Consider the following 21,029-nt stretch of genomic DNA (forward strand, 5'->3'; position numbering starts at 1 on the left):
TCATGAACTATCGTATTATTCCGGTCACGGCGTTCGCCCAGAACTGTTCTTTAATCTGGTGTGAACAAACCCGGCTTGCCGCGCTGGTCGATCCTGGCGGCGATGCCGAGCGCATCAAGGAAGAAGTGGCGGCGGCAGGCGTCAGCCTGATGCAGATCCTGTTGACGCATGGTCACCTGGATCACGTCGGCGCCGCAGCCGAGCTGGCGCAACATTACGGTGTGCCAATTATTGGACCGGAAAAAGAAGATGAGTTCTGGCTGGAAGGATTGCCGGCGCAAAGCCGTATGTTCGGGCTGGATGAGTGTCAGCCGTTGCAGCCGGACCGCTGGCTAAATGAAGGCGATGTGGTGACCGTCGGCAATATCGCTTTGCAGGTATTGCACTGTCCAGGTCATACGCCGGGGCACGTGGTTTTCTTTGACGATGCCTCTCGTCTGCTGATTTCCGGCGATGTGATTTTCAAAGGCGGAGTAGGGCGCAGCGACTTCCCGCGCGGCGACCACGGCCAGCTGATTGATGCGATTAAACGTAAGCTGTTGCCATTGGGCGACGACGTGACGTTTATCCCCGGTCATGGCCCCTTGTCGACGCTGGGATATGAGCGCCTGCATAATCCGTTCCTGCAGGATGAAATGCCGGTCTGGTAATGCCTGACCTCAAAGAAATAAAAAAGGCCGCGTCTGCGGCCTTTTTCTTATGCGTCACGGCTGAAAATTACAGCACCGCGACAATGGCTTCGCACAGCGGCGACATGTTATCAGGCGTCATGCCGGCAACGTTGATACGCCCGGATGCGACCGCATAAATAGCGAACTCTTCACGCAGACGAAGTACTTGCTCTTTGGTCAGGCCGCTAAATGAGAACATCCCATTCTGTTTGGTGATGAAGGTAAAGTCGCGGCTGGCGCCTTTTTCCTGCAGGGTATTCACAAACAGTAAGCGCATGCGCTGAATACGCTGGCGCATATCGGTGAGCTCTTGTTCCCAGATGGCGCGCAGCGCGTCGTTGCTGAGAATCGTCGCCACCACGGAGGCGCCGTGCGCCGGCGGGTTAGAGTAGTTGGCGCGGATCACCGCTTTCATCTGGCTGAACGCGCGATCGACGGTGTCTTGATCGGCGGCAACCAGCGTACAGGCGCCAACGCGCTCGTTATACAGGCCGAAGTTTTTCGAGTAAGAACTGGCGACCAGCAACTCTTTATGCAGAGCGGCAAACGCGCGCAGGCCTTCAGCGTCTTCTTCCAGACCGCGGGCGAAGCCCTGGTAGGCGAAGTCAAACAGCGGCAGCCAGCCTTTTTCAGCAGACATTTGCGCCAGCTGTTGCCACTGTTCCAGCGTCGGATCGATGCCGGTTGGGTTGTGGCAGCAGCCGTGGAACAGTACGACATCACCCGCTTGCGCCTCGTTCAGGCTGGCCAGCAAGCCGTCGAAATCAAGCTGGTGGTTGGCGGCATCATAATAAGCATATTCGCGCACTTCCAGCCCGGCGGCGCCGAAAACGCTTTTATGGTTTGGCCAGCTTGGATTGCTTACCCATACCCGTTTAACGTCGGTGTTTTTGGCAAGGAAATCAGCCGCAACGCGCAGGCCGCCGGTACCGCCTGGGGTCTGGGCGGTGCGGGCGCGCTTATCGTTGATAATTGCGCTTCCTTTACCGAACAGCAGCTCCTGAGTGCAGCGACCAAACTCCGGAATACCATCAATACCGAGGTAGTTTTTGGTGGTTTCATTTTCCAGCAGATATTGCTCGGCTTTTTTTACGCTGGTCAGAACAGGCGTTTTACCTGTCTCATCTTTGTAAACACCAATTCCGAGGTTAATTTTGCCTGGGCGGTCATCGGCACGAAACAGATCGGCCAGGCCCAGAATAGGGTCGGCAGGGGCGGCTGTAATGTTCTCAAACATGACGAGGTTCCATTGTGATTACTGAGGGAAATCCGCTATCAGGGTAACGGTAGATTTACAAATTGCCAACCGTTTGCGACAAAAAGCGAGAAGGTTTTTGCAAGTTACGATCTTCGTCTTAGTAACGCAGAAAAGCAGGACCGAAGTCCTGCTTTTTAGGCATATCACGAAGGGGTGTACTACAGATTAGAACTGGTAAACGATACCAACCGCAGCCTGGTCGTCGGTGGCTACGCCAGCTGCGCGAGTGTAGGCATTATCATCCAGTTGGTTGAACTTGTACGCCGCGTACACGTTCATGTTTTTGTTGAAGTAGTACCAGGTACCCAGTTCTACGTATTTAACCAGGTCCGCATCGCCGCCGCCGAAGCCACCGCGAGCCTGCAGGTTTTTACCTTTAGTCTGCACGTAGCCCAGGGACGGACGCAGACCGAAATCGAACTGGTACTGAACTACGGCTTCGAAGTTCTGAGTTTTGCCCGCGAAGTGGTCATCTTCTTCCGGCGTCATGTTGTAAGTCTGGGAGTACATAACTGCGGCATAGATGTTGTTAGCATCGTACTTGGCAGAGGTTGCCCATGCTTCAGCTTTGTCACCGTTGCCGTCACGTTTCTGGTCAACGCTACGGTTGGAGTTAGCGTAACCTGCAGACAGCGCGATACCGTTATCAAACGCGTAGGTTGCCGCGGTGCTGAAACCGTCGCCATTCTGTTTGCGAATTGAGCGGTCGTGATCGTTTTTACCCTGATACTGCAGCGCAAAGCTCAGGCCGTCCACCAGACCGAAGAAGTCTGAGTTACGGTAGGTGGCTACGCCGTTGGTACGGCCGGTCATGAAGTTATCGGTGTAGTTCCAGCCGTCGCCGCCCCACTCAACCAGCATATCGGTTGCGGATTCAACGTCGTAGATGGCGCCGTAGTTACGGCCATAATCGAATGAACCGTATTCACCCGCTTTCAGACCGGCGAAAGCCAGACGGGTTTTGGTGGTCTGGGAACCTTCAACGTTGGACGCATCCATGTTGTATTCCCACTGGCCGTAACCGATCAACTGGTCGTTGATCTGGGTTTCGCCTTTCAGGCCGATACGGGCATAGGTGGTGTCGTCGCTGCTGGTGTCACCATTGGTGGTCCAGACATGTTCGCCAACCATTTTTCCGTAGAAATCCAGTTTGTTACCATTTTTGTTATAGATTTCCGCAGCGTTGGCCGCACCGGCTACCAGCAGGGCAGGGATCACCACTGCCAGAATATTGCGCTTCATCATTATTTATTACCCTCATTAATATTTTTTATATGACACTTGCCACCGCCAGCAATAATTTCCGTCAATGAAAATTTACAGAACTATTGAAGATAGTTTGGTGTCTGAAGGCATCTTTCCATCGGTAGTGCCGTTTCGCTAGCCGGAAAATGCTACCAATATCGTAAATTGGTTACTAAAAGAAAAACATGTAACTAAATATGTATTTTTTGGAACTTTGTGAACTCAATCAAAATTCCGTTCCACTTTGCGAAGATTGTCACCTTCTCATATATATCTATATGAATTAGTTATGAATATTTTCGCTAAAGACAGATTTGATTATTTTTTAGCTCAATTCGGTCCCTTTTTTGCTCAGGCGCTATTTTTGCATAACGTGCGCAGAATGATTAAAAAATAATCAAATCAATCAGTGTATTCACTTGTGTCTTAACATAAGGTGCGAAATCTACGTACGAAGGGTAAGGAAATAGTGAGTAACATAATTACGAATTGTGAAGGTTGATGTTTAAGTTTGTTGAAATTCGTTCACGAAAATTGACATAAAAAAAGGCCGGCTTGCGCCGACCTTGTCCGTGTTTTAGCGAAACGCGATTAGAATGTGGCGTTACGTGGTGTACGTGGGAAAGGAATCACGTCGCGAACGTTCTGTACGCCGGTTACGTAGGCGATAAGACGCTCGAAGCCCAGACCGAAGCCAGAATGCGGTACGGTGCCGTAACGACGCAGGTCGCGATACCACCAGTAATCTTCTTTATTCAGACCCATTTCGGCCATACGCGCGTCCAGCACGTCGAGACGCTCTTCACGCTGGGACCCGCCGATGATTTCGCCGATGCCCGGCGCCAGAACGTCCATTGCGGCGACGGTCTTACCGTCTTCGTTAAGGCGCATGTAGAACGCCTTAATGTCTTTCGGATAGTTTTTCACGACCACCGGCGCTTTGAAGTGCTCTTCGGCCAGATAACGCTCATGCTCGGAGGAGAGATCCACGCCCCAGTACACCGGGTTCTCAAACTGCTTGCCGCAGTTTTCCAGGATAGTGACGGCGTCGGTGTAATCAACCTGGGCGAAATCAGCAGAGACAAAACGCTGCAGACGGTCGATGGCGTCTTTATCTACGCGCTCGGCGAAGAACTTCATGTCATCCGCACGCTCTTCCAGCACCGCCTTGAAGACGTACTTCAGCATGGCTTCCGCCAGACCGGCAACATCGTTGAGGCTGGCGAAGGCTACCTCTGGCTCCAGCATCCAGAACTCCGCCAGGTGGCGGCTGGTGTTGGAGTTTTCGGCGCGGAAGGTTGGGCCGAAGGTATAGATTTTGGACAATGCGCAGGCATAGGTCTCACCGTTCAACTGACCGGAAACGGTCAGGAACGACTCTTTACCGAAGAAGTCTTTATCGAAGTCGACTTTACCCTGGTCGTTACGCGGCAGGTTTTCCAGATCCAGCGTTGATACGCGGAACATTTCACCGGCGCCTTCGGTATCGGAAGCGGTGATCAGCGGGGTGGATACCCAGAAGAAACCCTGTTCGTCGAAGAAACGGTGCAGCGCCTGCGCCAGGGTGTGACGTACGCGCGCTACCGCGCCAATCAGGTTGGTGCGCGGACGCAGGTGCGCCACTTCACGCAGATATTCGATGCTGTGGCGCTTCGCCGCCATCGGGTAGGTGTCCGGATCCTCAACCCAGCCGGTGACTTCCACATTGGAGGCCTGGATTTCAAAGCTCTGTCCCTGACCCTGGGAGGCCACGACTTTACCGGTGACGATAACCGAGCAGCCGGTGGTCAGGCGCAACACTTCCTGATTGTAATTGGGCAGAGAATTATTAATAACGGCCTGTACAGGATCAAAGCAGGAACCGTCATAGACGGCGAGGAAAGAAAAGCCAGCTTTAGAATCTCGGCGGGTACGCACCCATCCGCGCACGGTGACTTCGCTGTCAACGGCAACGCGGCCCTGGAGTACGTCGGCTACAGGCACAACGCTCATAATATTCTCTCTATATAGTCCAATAAAAAAGTCTCTTCCCCTGCAACGGGGGGATATCTATGTTACCTGTCATCTTCCATCAGACAAGCAGAATTCGCATCATAAAGGGATAATTTGATAATAATTAATAAAGAAAAAGGAGCCTGCCAGGCTCCTTGTTGAAATTAACTCGCCTTTTTAATCGGCGGCAGGTCAAACGCCTCGCGCAGGGCGCGGACGAACGCCTTATCATGGCAGATGGTTTTACCCGGGCTGTCGGAGAGTTTCGCCACCGGCTTGCCGTTACATTCTACTAGTTTTATCACGATATTTAGCGGTTTAACCTGTGGGATATCGCAGGTCAAACGGGTGCCGATACCGAAGCTGAGCTTCACCCGCGAGGAGAAGTGGCGATACAGATCGACCGCTTTGCCGAGGTCGAGGTTATCGGAGAACACCAGCACTTTACTCATCGGGTCGATACCCAATTTCTGATAATGAGCGATTGCTTTCTCGCCCCACTCCAGCGGATCCCCGGAGTCATGGCGCAGCCCCTGATAGCGGGTGGCGAATTCAGGACCGAAATCACGCAGGAAAGCGTCCATGGTGATGCAGTCGGTCAGGGCAATACCCAGCTGATCCGGATATTCCGCCAGCCAGGCGGCAAGCGCCGCGCGTTGGCTGCTGGCCAGGTTTGGACTGATCTGCTGGTGGGCCTGGAACCATTCGTGCGCCTGGGTACCCATCGGGGTTAAATTCAATCGGCGGGCCAGATCGTAGTTGCTGGTGCCGACAAACCACGGCTCCTGCTGCAAGCGCTGCACGATAGCCTGCTGTACTTCGCGGGAGAAGCGGCGGCGGGTGCCGAAATCCATCAGGCGGAATGCCGACATATCGATGTCGGCGGTCATGTCGGCGAAGTCGGCAAGCTTATGTTCGAGCGTCTCCAGCGCCAGGCCGACGCTGATTTCCGGCGAACGGTAGTGGTGCACCAGTTCGCTGATGACCGCCAGCAGCGGCACTTCCCACATGATCACTTCGCGCCACGGCCCGGCGAGGCGAATATTCAGCTTACCATGATCGTTGATGACAGTGACCTGGCTTGGGTCGTAACGGAAGTCGCGCAGCCAGGCGAGATAGTCCTGCGAGAAGAACGGCAGGGTGGACAGCCAGCGATACTCATCGTCCTGCAGCTTCAGGTCGCGCATGGTTTCAACCTGCTCGCGAATCGCGTCGGCATAGATGCCGAGCAGGTCGTCTCCGCGGCAGCGGAACTCTGCCGCCACCTCCACATCATAGTAGCGGTGGAAGACGGCCTGCTGCATATGCAGCTTATAGGCATCCGTATCAAGCAGCGAGTGCAGTACAGGAGAAGTGAATTGTGTCATGGTGCGCAGTAGCATCCTCTCACTGGGGCGTTCCATTCAAACCAAAGCAGAAAAAAGGAGGCGGAGTATACCTTTAATACCCGGTGCTGTCCTGCTGCGATGGCTCGACGGTAACGCTGACGGTCATTTGCGAGGCCTAGTTTAATATATTGAACACGGATCACACCACAAGCTTTGCGCCGGGTCGAGCGCATTTCGTGCCTCATGTGTTATCAATATGTAGCGATTTTCGTGTTGAACGTTGAAAAGATGAAGATTCTGCATAGCGCGATCTGCGCAACAGGAATAGACTGGAGCCGATACTTTACAGACACGCTAAAGGTTTTTTATGACACAACAGCCCCAAGCCAAATACCGCCACGACTACCGTGCGCCGGATTATCTGATTAGCGATATTGATTTGACCTTTGACCTGGATGCCGCGAAAACCGTTGTCACGGCCGAGAGTAAGGTTTCCCGTCACGCGGCTGCGTCTGATGTGCCATTGCGTCTGGATGGCGAAGACCTGACCCTGATTTCACTGCAGGTGAACGGCCAGCCGTGGAACGACTATAAAGAAGAAAATAATCAGCTGGTGATTGGCGGTTTGCCGGACAGCTTCACCCTGACTATCGTCAACGAAATTAGCCCGGCGGCGAACACCGCGCTGGAAGGCCTGTATCAGTCAGGCGAAGCGCTATGTACCCAGTGCGAAGCAGAAGGTTTCCGTCACATTACCTGGTACCTCGACCGCCCGGATGTGCTGGCGCGCTTCACCACCAAAATCATTGCCGATAAAGCGAAATATCCGTTCCTGCTCTCCAACGGCAACCGCGTCGCGCAGGGCGAGCTGGACAATGGCCGTCACTGGATCCAGTGGCAGGATCCATTCCCAAAACCCTGTTACCTGTTCGCGCTGGTGGCCGGCGATTTCGACGTGCTGCGTGACACCTTCACCACCCGCTCCGGGCGTGAAGTCGCCCTTGAACTGTACGTTGACCGCGGCAACCTCGACCGCGCGCCGTGGGCGATGACCTCGCTGAAGAATTCAATGAAGTGGGACGAAACCCGTTTCGGTCTCGAATATGACCTCGACATCTATATGATCGTCGCCGTCGACTTCTTCAATATGGGGGCGATGGAGAACAAAGGCCTCAACGTCTTTAACTCTAAATACGTGCTGGCCCGTACCGATACCGCGACCGATAAAGATTACCTCGATATTGAGCGCGTCATTGGTCACGAATATTTCCATAACTGGACCGGCAACCGCGTGACCTGTCGCGACTGGTTCCAGCTCAGCCTGAAAGAAGGGCTGACCGTATTCCGCGATCAGGAGTTCAGTTCCGACCTCGGCTCGCGCGCGGTGAACCGCATCAACAACGTTCGTACCATGCGTGGGCTGCAGTTTGCTGAAGACGCCAGCCCGATGGCGCACCCGATCCGTCCGGATATGGTTATTGAGATGAACAACTTCTACACCCTGACGGTTTACGAAAAGGGCGCGGAAGTGATCCGTATGCTGCACACCCTGCTCGGCGAAGCCAATTTCCAGAAAGGGATGCAATTGTACTTTGAGCGCCACGACGGCAGCGCCGCCACCTGCGATGATTTCGTGCAGGCGATGGAAGATGCTTCGAACGTCGATCTGTCGCATTTCCGTCGCTGGTACAGCCAGTCCGGTACGCCGGTCGTTACCGTGCATGACGACTATAACCCGGAAACCGAGCAGTACACCCTGACTATCAGCCAGCGTACGCCGCCGACCGCGGAACAGGCCGACAAGCAGCCACTGCACATCCCGTTCAGTATCGAGCTGTACGATAACGAAGGCAAAGCGATCCCGCTGCAGAAGGGCGGCCATCCGGTGCACCACGTGTTGAATGTCACCCAGGCGGAACAGACGTTCGTCTTTGATAACGTTTACTTCCAGCCGGTACCGGCGCTGCTGTGTGAATTCTCCGCGCCGGTCAAACTTGAATATAAGTGGAGCGACCAGCAGCTGACGTTCCTGATGCGCCACGCGCGTAACGATTTCTCGCGTTGGGATGCCGCGCAGAGCCTGCTGGCGACCTACATCAAGCTCAACGTTAACCGTCATCAGCAGGGGCAGCCGCTGTCGCTGCCGATCCACGTCGCTGACGCTTTCCGCGCGATCCTGCTCGACGAGAAGATCGATCCGGCGCTGGCCGCGGAAATTTTAACGCTGCCGTCGGCCAACGAAATCGCCGAACTGTTCACCATCATCGATCCGATTGCCATCGCGGCGGTGCGCGAAGCGCTGACCCGTACGCTGGCGAAAGAGCTGGCCGATGAGCTGCTGGTGGTTTACAACGCCAACAAGCTCGACAGCTATCGCGTAGACCATGCCGATATCGGTAAACGTTCCCTGCGCAATACCTGCCTGCGCTATCTGGCTTTTGGCGATGTTGAACTGGCAGATAAGCTGGTGCAAGCCCAGTATCACCATGCTGACAACATGACCGACGCGTTGGCTGCGCTGTCGTCGGCGGTGGCGGCGGAGTTGCCGTGCCGTGATGCATTGATGCAGGAGTATGACGATAAGTGGCACCAGGACGGCCTGGTGATGGACAAGTGGTTCATCCTGCAGTCCACCAGCCCGGCGGCCAATGTGGTTGAGACGGTACGCGGCTTGCTCAAGCACCGTTCATTCACGATGAGCAACCCGAACCGCGTACGTTCGCTGATCGGCGCCTTCGCGAGTAGCAACCCGGCGGCGTTCCACGCCGAAGACGGCAGCGGTTACCAGTTCCTGGTGGAAATGCTGACCGAGCTCAATAGCCGCAACCCGCAGGTGGCGTCGCGTCTGATTGAGCCGCTGATTCGTCTAAAACGCTACGATGAGAAACGTCAGGCCAAGATGCGTGCGGCGCTGGAACAGCTGAAAGGGCTGGAGAATCTCTCCGGCGATCTGTTCGAGAAGATCAGCAAAGCGCTGGCGTAACGGCCGCAAAATCCCCGGTGGCGCTCTCGCTTACCGGGGCTACAGCGCTGTGCGATTTGGTAGCCCGGCCGAGCGAAGCGCGGGCCGGGAACGTCAGTTAGCCATGACTAAACAAACGCGGCGCACGCTCGTTGTCGCCGCGCTTCATCACCCGATCGAGTACCTGCGCTTCCAGTTCCGCCAGCTTCGCCGAGCCGAACCGCCGCGGACGTGGAATATCCACGTTCAAATCGAGGCCAATTTTCTTTTCTTCTATTAACAGCACCCGGTCGGCCATCGCCACCGCTTCACTCACATCATGAGTTACCAGCAACACGGTAAAGCCGTGTTCTTGCCAGAGCGAGACAATCAATTCCTGCATTTCCAGACGGGTGAGGGCGTCAAGCGCTCCCAGCGGTTCATCCAGCAGCAGCAGACGCGGGCGATGGATCAGCGCGCGGGCCAGCGCAACACGCTGTTTTTGCCCGCCGGAGAGGGCCGCCGGCCACTCATCGGCTCTCTCTTCCAGCCCGACGCTGGCCAGCGCCTGGCGGGCGGCATCGCGCCACTGGCCCTTCAGCCCAAGTCCAACGTTGTCGATAACCGTCTTCCACGGCAGCAACCGCGCGTCCTGGAACATCATACGCGTATCATCCTGAATCTGCGCAAGCGGCGTCGCGCCTGCCAGTAGTTCGCCGCCGTTGGGTTTTTCCAGCCCGGCCAGCAGGCGCAACAGGGTGCTTTTACCGCCGCCGCTGCGACCGACCACCGCGACAAATTGCCCGGTAGGAATATGTAAATCCAGCTCATTGAGAATGACATTGTCGCCGTAGCGTTTGCTGACCCCATTGAGTAACAGCGGGATCCCGGGATTAAGACGAGCAGTATTCATGCGTTAGCCTCCTGAAGACGGTACGCCGGGTTCCAGCGTAGCCAGACGCGTTCCAGCAGTTGCGCGCTAAAATCGGCGAGCTTGCCGAGAATGGCGTAAAGAATTATGGCGACCACCACCACGTCAGTTTGCAGAAACTCGCGGGCGTTCATAGCCAGATAGCCGATTCCGGCATTCGCGGAGATGGTCTCAGCGACGATAAGCGTCAGCCACATCAATCCGAGGGCGAAGCGAATGCCGACCATAATCGAGGGCAAGGCGCCGGGAAGGATCACGTGGCGAAAGAGGGCAAATCCTGATAAGCCATAGCTACGCGCCATTTCCACCAGACCGCGATCGATATTGCGGATGCCGTGCCAGGTATTGATGTAAATCGGAAACATCGTCCCCAGCGCGACAAGAAATATTTTGGCGCTTTCGTCAATACCAAACCACAAAATCACCAATGGGATTAGCGCCAGATGCGGTACATTGCGCAGCATCTGGATGGACGTATCCAGCAGGCGTTCGCCCCAACGCGAGAGCCCGCTAATGAGCCCGAGCGTCAGGCCGATGGAGCCGCCAATGGCGAAGCCAAGTAAGGCGCGCCAGGAACTGATCGCCAGGTGTTGCCACAGTTCGCCGCTGGCCGAGAGCGTCCAGAAGGCTTTCAATACCCCCTCCGGAGAGGGGAGAATACGGGTTGAGAGCCAGCCTACCGATGACGCCAATTGCCAGATCAGCACGGTGCCCACCGGTAAAAACCAGGGGGCGAGGCGTAACAGAAGTTTCTGCGAAGAAGCTGCCATAGTTCGCTCCCTAACTTTGCGCCGCTTTACGCGGGATAAATTCATTCGCTACCGCTTCGCCCTGCAGACGCAGGTTTTGCGGCTGAGGGATCGTCGGGACGTTGACATCAAGCAGTGGGAACAGCAGTTCGCCGACTCGCCAGGCTTCCTCAAGGTGCGGGTAGCCGGAGAAGATAAAACTGTCGATGCCAAGTTCAGCGTATTCATTAATACGTTCAGCGACGGTTGCCGCATCGCCAACCAGCGCGGTACCCGCGCCGCCGCGCGCCAGCCCGACCCCGGCCCACAGGTTCGGGCTGATTTCCAGCTTGTCGCGACGGCCGTTGTGCAGCGCCGCCATGCGATGTTGGCCAACAGAATCGGTTTGCGCGAAGGCGGCCTGCGCGCGGGCGATGGTCTCGTCATCCAGATGGGAGATTAAGCTCTCCGCCGCTTGCCATGCCTCTTCATTGGTTTCGCGGACGATGACGTGTAAACGAATACCAAAGCGGACGCTGCGGCCGAGGCGCGCGGCTTTCTCACGCACCTGGGCGATTTTTTCCGCCACCTGCGCCGGCGGTTCGCCCCAGGTCAGGTAGAGGTCGACCTGTTCGGCGGCCAGATCCTGCGCAACGTCCGAGGAGCCGCCAAAGTAGAGCGGCGGTCGCGGTTGCTGCTGCGGTGGGAAGAGCAGTTTCGCGCCGCGCACGTGCTGGTGCTTGCCGTGGAAAGTCACGGTTTCACCTTCCATCAGTTTGCGCCAGATATGGGTGAACTCGGCGGAGGCTTCGTAGCGTTCGGTGTGGTCGAGGAATACCCCATCGCCAGCTAATTCATTCGGATCGCTGCCGGTGACCAGATTGAACAATGCCCGGCCATTAGAGAGCCGGTCAAGGGTAGCCGCCTGGCGCGCGGCGACGGTGGGGGATACCACGCTTGGGCGCAGCGCGACAAGAAACTTCAGCCGCTGGGTGACGGGGATCATTGAAGCGGCAACCAGCCAGGCATCTTCGCACGAGCGCCCGGTGGGAATCAGTACGCCGGTGAAGCCGAGGCGGTCGGCGGCCTGGGCGATTTGCTGCAGATAGCTGTAGTCTACCGGGCGCGCGCCTTCGTCGGTGCCCAGATAGCGGCCGTCACCGTGGGTGGGTAAGAACCAGAACATATTCAGACTCATGATTTCGCTCCTTGTGCGGGGGCAGGCTGCCAGATACGGTTTTGAATAGTGATTTTTTTCGGTACCAGCTTGTTCTCATAGAACAGATCGGCGGTTTGCTGTTGGCGAGCGGCCGTTTCAGCGCTTACCGGCGATATCGCAGTTGGCGGACGATGGTCGAGATAGCTGGCTATCACCGCTTCGGGTAGCCCCATCGTTTTGGCCAACAGGGCAATACTTTGCTGGCGATGACTGATGGTCAGGGCATCCGCCTGGCTAAAGGTCGCCAGCACCCCTTCGATAAAGGCGCCGTTCTTTTCGGCATAAGGACGGGCGGCAAGATAGAACGAACCGGTTTGCTTCAGGTCGCTCCCATCTTTCAGTACCCGTACCCCGCCTTGCAGCAGCGCCGCAGAGTAATAGGGATCCCAGATAGCCCAGGCATCAACATTACCCTGCTGAAAAGCGGCGCGGGCATCGGCGGGGGCAAGATACACCGGCTGGATATCGCTGAATTTCAGCCCTGCCTGCTGCAGAGCGCGCAGCAGCAGATTGTGCGAGCTTGAGCCCTTCTGGAACGCCACCTTACGGCCTTTCAGTTCAGCCACGCTGTTGATTGGGCTGTTATCGGCGACCAGAATCACTTCCGCTTTCGGTTTCGCCGGCTCAGCGCCGATATAGACCAGATCGGCGCCGGCAGCCTGAGCGAAAATCGGTGGGATATCGCCGGTGCTGCCGATATCGATACTGCCGACGTTCAGCGCTTCCAGCATTTGCGGCCCGGCGGGAAACTCAACCCACGAAATCTTAGTTTGCGGATAGCGCTGCTCCAGCAGCTGATGGCTCTTCGCCAGCACCATACTGACGCTGCCTTTCTGGTAGCCGATGCGTAACGCTTCCGGCGCCTGCGGGGCCGCATGCGTAATAAAGGAAAGCGCGAGTAGCCCGCCGAGGGTCAGGGCACGCAGAGGATTAAGCATGCTCAACCCCCTGTAAGGTCTTTAGCCCCGGGATGCGGCTATTGCGGCGATTCAGCGCCTGCCAGAAGGTCTCCAGCGCCTGGTCGAGACGGTTTTGCAGATTCGGTGTGAACTGCGGTTTATGTTGATAATCGGTGACCTGGCTGTCATCGGCGAATACGCCATGGAGGATCTCCTGCGCTTTGAGAGCATTAAGCACCGGCTTCAGGGCGTAATCGACCGCCAGCATATGGGCGATGGTGCCGCCTGTCGCCAGCGGCAGGACAATTTTGCCTTCCAGAGCGCGTTCGGGGAGCAAATCCAGTAGCGTCTTCAGTGCGCCGGAAAAAGAGGCTTTATAGACGGGGGTGGCGATAATCAGGCCATCAGCGCCGGCCAGTTGTTCATTTAAGGTATGTAGCGCGGGGTTATCGAAGCGGGCGTAAAGCAGATCTTCGGGATCAAAATTCTGTAAATGCCAGTGATAGACTTCGATGTCGGCCGCGGTAAGTTTCTCTCTGGTGTACTCCAGCAATGCGCTTGAGCGAGAAGGGTAGCGGGGGCTGCCCGCGAGTGTAATAACGCGCATACTCTCTCCTTATAACCAAATGTTTGCATTTATCTATAATTGATAACATTTTGTGGCAGTGTGACAGAGGGCGTTTATTTCCCTAAATGATTTTTCCGGGGTTAAATTGCCAAAATGCGCATAACAGGCCGCAGAGAAGTAAACGTTTGCGTTGGACGCGTGATTTTTTGTCGCAGGTCAATTCCCTTTCGGGCGCGGATCGAACATAATACGCCCCCGGTTTGCACACCGGGAATCCAGGAGAGTTCATGTACTATCCCTTCGTTCGTAAAGCTCTTTTTCAGCTCGATCCTGAGCGCGCTCATGAAGTAACCTTCCAACAATTACGCCGCGTCACCGGCACGCCGCTGGAAATGCTGGTTCGACAAAAAGTACCGTCGAAACCCGTTACCTGCATGGGGCTGACTTTCAAGAATCCGCTGGGGCTGGCGGCCGGGCTTGATAAAAACGGCGAGTGCATTGATGCGCTCGGTGCGATGGGCTTCGGCTCAATCGAAATTGGTACCGTGACTCCGCGTCCGCAGCCGGGCAATGACAAGCCGAGGATCTTCCGTCTCGTCGATGCCGAAGGTTTGATCAACCGCATGGGCTTTAATAACCACGGCGTTGATAACCTGGTCGAGAATGTGAAAAAAGCGCATTTTGACGGCGTGCTGGGGATTAATATCGGTAAAAATAAAGATACCCCGGTTGAACAGGGTAAAGATGATTATCTGATTTGTATGGAAAAAGTCTATCCATACGCTGGATATATCGCCATTAATATCTCCTCGCCGAATACCCCAGGGTTACGTACTCTGCAATATGGTGAAGCGCTGGATGATTTACTCAGCGGTATTAAAAATAAGCAGCTCGAACTTCAACAGAAACATCAAAAATATGTTCCTGTGGCGGTGAAGATCGCCCCGGATCTTTCTGTCGAAGAATTGATCCAGGTAGCCGACAGCTTAGTCCGCCATAATATTGATGGCGTCATTGCTACCAATACCACCCTCGATCGTTCACTGGTCCAGGGGATGAAGCATTGTGATGAAACCGGTGGGTTGAGTGGTCGTCCATTACAATTAAAAAGCACCGAGATTATTCGTATGCTGGCCACGGAATTAAATGATCGTTTGCCCATTATCGGAGTTGGCGGTATTGACTCGGTGATTGCCGCTCGTGAAAAGCTGGCTGCTGGCGCCACACTGGTGCAGATTTATTCCGGGTTTATTTTTAAAGGGCCACCGCTGATTAAAGAAATTGTTACACACATCTAATCTTTTCCCCTTCTGAATCTTCCCCAGGGCTTTATTTCCGGCCCTGGTTGTTTTATATTCCTTCATTGTTGCTTATTTAGACATTTTAGTCTTTTCTTAATTTTAGAAATTATTCTGTAGCAGGATGCCATTGCTTTGCAGAAGGAAGTGGAAGAGGACGGGGGTAGAAATGCGGATTAAACCTGACGATAACTGGCGTTGGTATTACGACGAAGAGCATGACCGCATGATGCTCGATCTGGCCAATGGTATGTTATTTCGCTCACGTTTTGCCCGGCGCATGTTAACGCCTGACGCTTTCGCGCCGTCGGGATTTTGCGTCGATGACGCGGCGCTCTATTTTTCTTTTGAAGAAAAATGCCGCGATATTGAATTAAACAAAGAGCAGCGTGCCGAATTAGTATTAAATGCCTTAACCGCGATCCGTTTTCTGAAACCGCAGATGCCGAAGAGCTGGCATTTCACTACTCACCAGCAGCACTGGCAGCCCACCAGCGGCGACGCCGCCAGCGTGTGGATCAGCGATACCGGCGAGCAGGTCAATTTGCTGGTGGTCGAACCGGGTGAAAACGCCACGCTTTGCTTGCTGGCGCAGCCGGGATTGACTCTGGCAGGGCGGGTGATGCAGTTAGGCGATGTGATTAAAATTATGAACGACAGACTGCAGCCGGCACAGAGCGCGGCCAGCTACAGCCTGGGGCAGGCGGTTTAAGGCGCCAGGCGCAGCGCGGTTTTCGGTACGCAGCTGCAGCATAAAATGGTGCCATCCGCGGCGACCGCATTTTTCTTTAACGGACTCACTTCACCCTCTTCCAGGCGGATACGACAACTGCCGCAGATCCCGGCGCGGCAGGAATAAGGGATACGAATGCCCTGTTGTTCCAGTTGCTCCAGCAGCACCTGCTGGTTATTGCCGGTAAACTGTTGCCCTTGCCACTCAATCTCAACCGTCGCGTTTGGCTGCGCATCGGCCGCCAGAGTATCGTCGCTATCGCCAGCGCCATAGACTTTCGCCGGGCCGCGCGTCAGCACTTCCACCTCATCACCCACGCGGATAACGCCGCTGTTGCGGGCGATCAGATTCTGGCCAAAATCGACATCGCCATTATCCTGCGCGGTACGAAAACGCTTTAACGTCTCCAGCGGCTCGCCGGACGGATGCTTTTGCCCACGCTCCGGGCTGACGGTGGTGAAAATGCAGCGGCTGCAGGGTTTGGCGACGTCAAATACCACTTCGCCGATGCGAATAACTTTCCAGCTATCTTCATCCCACGCCGCGGCGCCGGTGACCACCAGATTAGGGCGAAACTGTTCTATGCTTACGCTGGCAGGGCAACGTTGCTGCAGATCGCGAAGCGAGGCTTCATTGGCGAGCAGGTAGGGATAACCATCGGCGAAGGAGAGCGGCACCGCGTCGTGGCGTTTTACTCGCCGGGTTAGCTGCGGCCCGAGCCAGCGCAGTTGGACGTCGCGGTTGAAGAAGCCGCTGAGCCACTGGTTGATGGCGGCTGGCGCGATTAAGGCGGTGAAATGGTTGCCCCACACCTCCGTCGGCTCGCCCTGGGGAGCGAAATCATCAAAGCGCACCAGCGCGCTGCTGCCATCCGGCGCGGTCAAGTGCAGGCCGTCATGAAGCGGCGAAGGCAGGAATTTCACCATCTGCGGAAACTGGCGTGCGGTAATAAACGTACCGTCGGTTTCGGTCAGCATAAAGATGCGGTCGAAGGCCATGCCGCTAATATCGGCAAAGGCATGGGTGACGCCAATTCCGCGCATGGATTTGACGGGATGAATAAAAAGTTTCGATAGCGTTACCATACGCTGCCCCTGGGTTCAAAAATAAGCCTTTAACTTTATGACATAGGGCACATATTGGCTATAATGCGCACCAATTTTCTTTAAGTAAAAGTGACGATATGAAATCTCTGTTTGCCAGCACGGCTCGTGGTCTTGAAGAGCTGTTAAAAACTGAACTGGAAGGACTTGGCGCCACGGCGTGCCAGGTCGTCCAGGGCGGGGTTCATTTTCAGGGAGATACGCGCCTGCTGTATCAAAGCCTGATGTGGAGCCGGCTGGCCTCGCGCATCATGCTGCCGCTGGGCGAGTGCAGCGTGTATAGCGATCTGGATCTCTACCTGGGGGTTCAATCGATTCCGTGGACGGAGATCTTTACCACTGACGCCACCTTTGCGGTGCATTTTAGCGGCCTCAATGAGGAAATCCGCAACAGTCAGTATGGCGCATTAAAAGTCAAAGACGCTATCGTCGATAGCTTCACGCGTAAAAATCTGCCGCGTCCGAATGTCGATCGTGAGAATCCCGATCTGCGTATCAACGTCTGGCTGAACAAAGAAACGGCGCATATTTCACTGGATCTAAGCGGCGAAGGTCTGCATCTGCGCGGCTACCGTGATGGCACCGGCATGGCGCCGATCAAAGAAAACCTCGCGGCGGCAATCGTCATGCGCTCCGGCTGGGTGGCGGGAACGCCGCTGCTCGATCCGATGTGCGGTTCCGGCACGTTGCTGATTGAAGCGGCGATGCTGGCGACCGATCGCGCGCCGGGCCTGCACCGCGGCCACTGGGGCTTCGGCGGATGGGCGCAACACGATGACGCTATCTGGAAAGAGGTGAAAGCCGAGGCGCAAACGCGCGCTCGCCAGGGGCTGGCCGCTTATGAATCGCGCTTCTACGGCTCAGACGTCGACGAGCGCGTGATTGAACGCGCGCGCCGCAACGCCCGCCGCGCCGGTATTGGCGAGCTTATCAATTTCGAAGTAAAAGACGTCGCGCAGCTCAATAATCCGCTGCCGAAAGGCCCGTATGGCACCGTTATCAGTAACCCGCCATACGGCGAGCGCCTGGAAAGCGAACCGGCGCTGATTGCTCTGCACAGCCTGCTGGGACGGATTATGAAAAACCAGTTTGGCGGCTGGAACCTGTCGGTCTTCAGCGCCTCGCCGGAATTGCTGAGCTGCCTGCAGCTGCGAGCCGATAAACAGTTTAAAGCCAAAAACGGCCCGCTGGACTGCGTACAGAAGAACTATCATCTGGCGGAAAGCGAAGGCGGCAAGCCGGCGATGCTGGCGGAAGATTTTGCTAACCGCTTACGTAAAAACCTGAAGAAGTTTGAAAAGTGGGCGCGTCAGGAAGGCATTGAATGCTATCGCCTTTACGATGCCGATTTGCCGGAATATAACGTAGCTATCGACCGCTACGGCGAGTGGGTAGTGGTGCAGGAGTACGCGCCGCCGAAAACCGTCGATGCGCACAAAGCGCGCCAGCGTCTGTTCGATATTATCGCCGCGACTATCGCGGTGTTAGGGATTGCGCCGAATAAACTGGTGCTGAAGACCCGCGAGCGGCAGAAGGGTAAAAATCAGTACCAGAAGATGGCGGAGAAGGGCGACTTTATCGAGGTACAGGAGTATAACGCGCGTCTGTGGGTTAACCTTACCGACTATCTCGACACCGGTCTGTTCCTTGACCACCGTATCGCCCGTTGTATGCTCGGCCAGATGAGCAAGGGTAAGGATTTCCTTAACCTGTTCTCCTATACCGGCAGCGCCAGCGTTCACGCCGGTCTGGGCGGCGCGCGCTCAACTACGACTGTCGATATGTCACGCACCTATCTGGAATGGGCGGAACGCAACCTGCGTCTCAATGGTTTAACCGGCCGTGCGCATCGCCTGATGCAGGCGGACGTGCTGGGTTGGCTGCGGGAAAGCACCGAGCAGTTCGATCTGATCTTTATCGATCCGCCGACCTTCTCCAACTCCAAACGAATGGAAGATGCCTTTGATGTGCAGCGCGATCATATCCGTCTGATGACCGATCTAAAACGTCTGCTGCGTAAAGGCGGCACGATTATGTTCTCGAATAACAAACGCGGTTTCCGTATGGATCATGACGGGCTGGCGGCACTTGGCCTGAAGGCGCAAGAAATTTCGCAAAAAACGCTGTCGCAGGATTTTGCCCGCAACCGTCAGATCCACAACTGCTGGCTGATTACCGCGGCCTGAAAGGAATAAAGAATGTCATTGATTAGTATGCACGGCGCCTGGCTTTCGTTCAGCGATGCGCCGCTGCTGGATAATGCTGAACTGCATATCGAAGATAACGAACGCGTCTGCCTGGTAGGGCGTAACGGCGCCGGTAAATCGACCCTGATGAAAATCCTCAACCGCGAGCAGGGTCTGGACGATGGGCGTATTATTTATGAACAGGATCTGATCGTTGCGCGTCTGCAGCAGGATCCTCCGCGTAATGTCGCAGGTACGGTGTACGATTTTGTCGCGGAAGGGATCGCCGAACAGGCGGCGTATCTGAAGGCCTATCATGATGTTTCGCATCAGGTGATGACCGATCCGAGCGATAAAAATTTAAATGAGCTGGCCCGCCTGCAGGAACAGCTGGATAACCTGGGGCTGTGGCAGTTAGATAGCCGTATCAACGAAGTGATCGAGCAGCTTGGCCTTAACGCCGACGCGCAGCTGGCGTCGCTGTCCGGCGGCTGGCTGCGTAAAGCGGCGCTGGGCCGCGCGCTGGTTAGCGGGCCGCGCGTGCTGTTGCTGGATGAACCGACTAACCACCTCGATATCGAAACTATCGACTGGCTGGAAGGGTTCCTCAAATCCTTCAAAGGCACCATTATCTTCATTTCGCACGACCGTTCTTTTATCCGCAATATGGCAACGCGCATTGTCGACCTCGATCGCGGCAAGCTGGTGACCTATCCGGGCAATTACGATCAATATCTGCTGGATAAAGAAGAAGCGCTGCGCGTCGAAGAGCTGCAGAATGCTGAATTCGACCGCAAGCTGGCGCAGGAAGAGGTGTGGATCCGTCAGGGGATTAAAGCGCGTCGTACCCGCAACGAAGGGCGCGTCCGCGCGCTGAAGGCGATGCGTCGCGAGCGCGGCGAACGCCGTGAAGTGATGGGCAGCGCGAAGATGCAGGTCGAGGAGGCTTCTCGCTCCGGCAAAATCGTCTTTGAGATGGAAAACGTCAACTATCAGGTTGACGGCAAAGTGCTGGTCAAAGATTTCTCCGCGCAAATCCAGCGTGGCGACAAGATTGCGCTGATTGGCCCGAACGGCTGCGGTAAAACCACGCTGCTGAAGCTGATGCTCGGCCAGTTGCAGGCCGATAGCGGGCGTATCCACGTCGGTACCAAGCTGGAAGTCGCCTACTTCGATCAGCACCGCGCGGAGTTGGATCCGGACCGCACGGTGATGGATAACCTTGCGGAAGGTAAACAAGAGGTGATGGTTAACGGTAAGCCGCGTCACGTGCTGGGCTATCTGCAGGACTTCCTGTTCCATCCAAAACGGGCGATGACCCCGGTACGCGCGTTGTCCGGCGGGGAGCGTAACCGTCTGCTGCTCGCGCGCTTGTTCCTGAAACCCAGTAACTTATTGATTCTTGATGAACCGACTAACGACCTTGATGTCGAAACGCTGGAACTGCTGGAAGAGCTGATCGATGGCTACCAGGGCACCGTGATGCTGGTGAGCCACGACCGTCAATTTGTCGACAACACCGTGACCGAGTGCTGGATCTTCGAGGGCGGCGGGCGTATCGGCCAATATATCGGCGGTTATCACGACGCGCGCGGACAGCAAGCGCAGTCGCTGGCGAATAAACAGCCGATTGTAAAAAAACCGGCGGAAGTCGCTCAACCGAAAGCAGAAAGTGTCAAACGCGCCGCCAGCAAACTAAGCTATAACCTGCAGCGCGAACTGGAACAGCTGCCGCAGAAGCTGGAAGATCTGGAAACTCAACTGCAGACGCTGCAGGAAAAAGTTGCCGATCCTTCTTTCTTCGGCCAGCCGCATGACCAGACCCAGCAGGTGCTGGCGCAGTTAGCGGAAGCGGAACAGGCCCTGGAAGCGGCCTTTGAACGCTGGGAATATCTCGAAGGACTCAAAAACGGCGCTTAAGCTGAGGAG

Annotated in this window: 16 protein-coding genes; 6 read left to right on the forward strand and 10 right to left on the reverse strand. The window is 55.7% G+C overall.

The annotated features are described in order from the left end of the window. Window positions 1-2 precede the first annotated feature (2 nt). The gene (locus EAE_RS15500; RefSeq protein WP_015367455.1) at window positions 3-650 is read left to right on the forward strand and encodes an MBL fold metallo-hydrolase; all 648 of its coding nucleotides are present in this window, start codon (window positions 3-5) and stop codon (window positions 648-650) included. A 67-nt stretch (window positions 651-717) separates the two neighbouring features. Here EAE_RS15500 and EAE_RS15505 read toward each other — a convergent pair whose 3' ends face one another. The 4 genes from EAE_RS15505 to pncB form a co-directional block, all read right to left on the reverse strand. After that, complete coding sequence (locus EAE_RS15505) at window positions 718-1,908, reverse strand: amino acid aminotransferase (protein ID WP_015367454.1); 1,191 nt, start codon at window positions 1,906-1,908, stop codon at window positions 718-720. A gap of 186 nt (window positions 1,909-2,094) precedes the next feature. Beyond that, window positions 2,095-3,174 (reverse strand): porin OmpK35, encoded by a 1,080-nt coding sequence (gene ompK35, locus EAE_RS15510; protein ID WP_015367453.1) that lies wholly within the window; start codon window positions 3,172-3,174, stop codon window positions 2,095-2,097. Between the two features lie 591 nt (window positions 3,175-3,765). After that, on the reverse strand, window positions 3,766-5,166 hold the full coding sequence (asnS, locus tag EAE_RS15515; protein WP_015367451.1) for an asparagine--tRNA ligase: 1,401 nt from the start codon (window positions 5,164-5,166) through the stop codon (window positions 3,766-3,768). Between the two features lie 164 nt (window positions 5,167-5,330). Next, entirely contained in the window at window positions 5,331-6,533 is a 1,203-nt protein-coding gene (pncB, locus tag EAE_RS15520; RefSeq protein ID WP_015704895.1) for a nicotinate phosphoribosyltransferase, read from the reverse strand. A gap of 328 nt (window positions 6,534-6,861) precedes the next feature. Between pncB and pepN the strand changes: the two genes are divergently transcribed. Further along, window positions 6,862-9,477, forward strand: coding sequence for an aminopeptidase N (gene pepN, locus EAE_RS15525; protein ID WP_015704896.1), 2,616 nt, complete (start codon window positions 6,862-6,864; stop codon window positions 9,475-9,477). Window positions 9,478-9,574: 97 nt separating this feature from the next. Here pepN and ssuB read toward each other — a convergent pair whose 3' ends face one another. Genes ssuB through ssuE form a run of 5 tightly spaced genes read right to left on the reverse strand, consistent with a single transcriptional unit; the run spans window position 9,575 to window position 13,819 of the window. Beyond that, on the reverse strand, window positions 9,575-10,348 hold the full coding sequence (gene ssuB / locus EAE_RS15530; protein WP_015704897.1) for an aliphatic sulfonates ABC transporter ATP-binding protein: 774 nt from the start codon (window positions 10,346-10,348) through the stop codon (window positions 9,575-9,577). Beyond that, complete coding sequence (gene ssuC / locus EAE_RS15535; RefSeq protein ID WP_015367447.1) at window positions 10,345-11,136, reverse strand: aliphatic sulfonate ABC transporter permease SsuC; 792 nt, start codon at window positions 11,134-11,136, stop codon at window positions 10,345-10,347. The genes ssuB and ssuC overlap by 4 nt, the downstream gene beginning before the upstream one ends. Before the next feature lie 10 nt (window positions 11,137-11,146). Then, the gene (gene ssuD, locus EAE_RS15540) at window positions 11,147-12,292 is read right to left on the reverse strand and encodes an FMNH2-dependent alkanesulfonate monooxygenase (protein ID WP_015367446.1); all 1,146 of its coding nucleotides are present in this window, start codon (window positions 12,290-12,292) and stop codon (window positions 11,147-11,149) included. Further along, entirely contained in the window at window positions 12,289-13,251 is a 963-nt protein-coding gene (locus EAE_RS15545) for a sulfonate ABC transporter substrate-binding protein (RefSeq protein ID WP_015704898.1), read from the reverse strand. Before EAE_RS15545 ends, ssuD begins: the two co-directional genes overlap by 4 nt. After that, window positions 13,244-13,819 (reverse strand): NADPH-dependent FMN reductase, encoded by a 576-nt coding sequence (gene ssuE, locus EAE_RS15550; protein ID WP_015704899.1) that lies wholly within the window; start codon window positions 13,817-13,819, stop codon window positions 13,244-13,246. The genes EAE_RS15545 and ssuE overlap by 8 nt, the downstream gene beginning before the upstream one ends. Before the next feature lie 248 nt (window positions 13,820-14,067). Between ssuE and pyrD the strand changes: the two genes are divergently transcribed. Both pyrD and zapC read left to right on the forward strand, forming a co-directional pair. Further along, the gene (gene pyrD / locus EAE_RS15555) at window positions 14,068-15,078 is read left to right on the forward strand and encodes a quinone-dependent dihydroorotate dehydrogenase (RefSeq protein WP_015704900.1); all 1,011 of its coding nucleotides are present in this window, start codon (window positions 14,068-14,070) and stop codon (window positions 15,076-15,078) included. A gap of 169 nt (window positions 15,079-15,247) precedes the next feature. Beyond that, a complete protein-coding gene (zapC, locus tag EAE_RS15560; protein ID WP_015704901.1) occupies window positions 15,248-15,790 on the forward strand; it encodes a cell division protein ZapC in 543 nt (180 codons plus the stop codon). Here the strand turns inward: zapC and EAE_RS15565 are convergent. Beyond that, a complete protein-coding gene (locus tag EAE_RS15565) occupies window positions 15,787-16,896 on the reverse strand; it encodes a YcbX family protein (RefSeq protein WP_015704902.1) in 1,110 nt (369 codons plus the stop codon). The genes zapC and EAE_RS15565 overlap by 4 nt on opposite strands. Before the next feature lie 98 nt (window positions 16,897-16,994). Between EAE_RS15565 and rlmKL the strand changes: the two genes are divergently transcribed. Together rlmKL and EAE_RS15575 are read left to right on the forward strand one after the other, a co-directional pair. Beyond that, window positions 16,995-19,100, forward strand: coding sequence for a bifunctional 23S rRNA (guanine(2069)-N(7))-methyltransferase RlmK/23S rRNA (guanine(2445)-N(2))-methyltransferase RlmL (rlmKL, locus tag EAE_RS15570; RefSeq protein WP_015704903.1), 2,106 nt, complete (start codon window positions 16,995-16,997; stop codon window positions 19,098-19,100). Between the two features lie 12 nt (window positions 19,101-19,112). Continuing rightward, window positions 19,113-21,020, forward strand: coding sequence for an ABC transporter ATP-binding protein (locus EAE_RS15575; protein WP_015704904.1), 1,908 nt, complete (start codon window positions 19,113-19,115; stop codon window positions 21,018-21,020). The last annotated feature ends 9 nt before the right edge of the window (window positions 21,021-21,029 follow it).

Origin of the sequence: Klebsiella aerogenes KCTC 2190, assembly GCF_000215745.1 — a bacterium.
In the GTDB taxonomy this organism is placed as follows: domain Bacteria; phylum Pseudomonadota; class Gammaproteobacteria; order Enterobacterales; family Enterobacteriaceae; genus Klebsiella; species Klebsiella aerogenes.

Bases quoted from the DNA above. Each gene is read 5' to 3' on its own strand.
- EAE_RS15565 (WP_015704902.1), bottom strand. From the start codon at position 16,896: ATGGTAACGCTATCGAAACTTTTTATTCATCCCGTCAAATCCATGCGC.
- ssuC (WP_015367447.1), bottom strand. From the start codon at position 11,136: ATGGCAGCTTCTTCGCAGAAACTTCTGTTACGCCTCGCCCCCTGGTTT.
- ssuE (WP_015704899.1), bottom strand. From the start codon at position 13,819: ATGCGCGTTATTACACTCGCGGGCAGCCCCCGCTACCCTTCTCGCTCA.
- pncB (WP_015704895.1), bottom strand. From the start codon at position 6,533: ATGACACAATTCACTTCTCCTGTACTGCACTCGCTGCTTGATACGGAT.
- rlmKL (WP_015704903.1), top strand. From the start codon at position 16,995: ATGAAATCTCTGTTTGCCAGCACGGCTCGTGGTCTTGAAGAGCTGTTA.
- ompK35 (WP_015367453.1), bottom strand. From the start codon at position 3,174: ATGATGAAGCGCAATATTCTGGCAGTGGTGATCCCTGCCCTGCTGGTA.
- EAE_RS15505 (WP_015367454.1), bottom strand. From the start codon at position 1,908: ATGTTTGAGAACATTACAGCCGCCCCTGCCGACCCTATTCTGGGCCTG.
- zapC (WP_015704901.1), top strand. From the start codon at position 15,248: ATGCGGATTAAACCTGACGATAACTGGCGTTGGTATTACGACGAAGAG.
- EAE_RS15500 (WP_015367455.1), top strand. From the start codon at position 3: ATGAACTATCGTATTATTCCGGTCACGGCGTTCGCCCAGAACTGTTCT.
- ssuB (WP_015704897.1), bottom strand. From the start codon at position 10,348: ATGAATACTGCTCGTCTTAATCCCGGGATCCCGCTGTTACTCAATGGG.
- ssuD (WP_015367446.1), bottom strand. From the start codon at position 12,292: ATGAGTCTGAATATGTTCTGGTTCTTACCCACCCACGGTGACGGCCGC.
- EAE_RS15545 (WP_015704898.1), bottom strand. From the start codon at position 13,251: ATGCTTAATCCTCTGCGTGCCCTGACCCTCGGCGGGCTACTCGCGCTT.
- pepN (WP_015704896.1), top strand. From the start codon at position 6,862: ATGACACAACAGCCCCAAGCCAAATACCGCCACGACTACCGTGCGCCG.
- asnS (WP_015367451.1), bottom strand. From the start codon at position 5,166: ATGAGCGTTGTGCCTGTAGCCGACGTACTCCAGGGCCGCGTTGCCGTT.
- pyrD (WP_015704900.1), top strand. From the start codon at position 14,068: ATGTACTATCCCTTCGTTCGTAAAGCTCTTTTTCAGCTCGATCCTGAG.
- EAE_RS15575 (WP_015704904.1), top strand. From the start codon at position 19,113: ATGTCATTGATTAGTATGCACGGCGCCTGGCTTTCGTTCAGCGATGCG.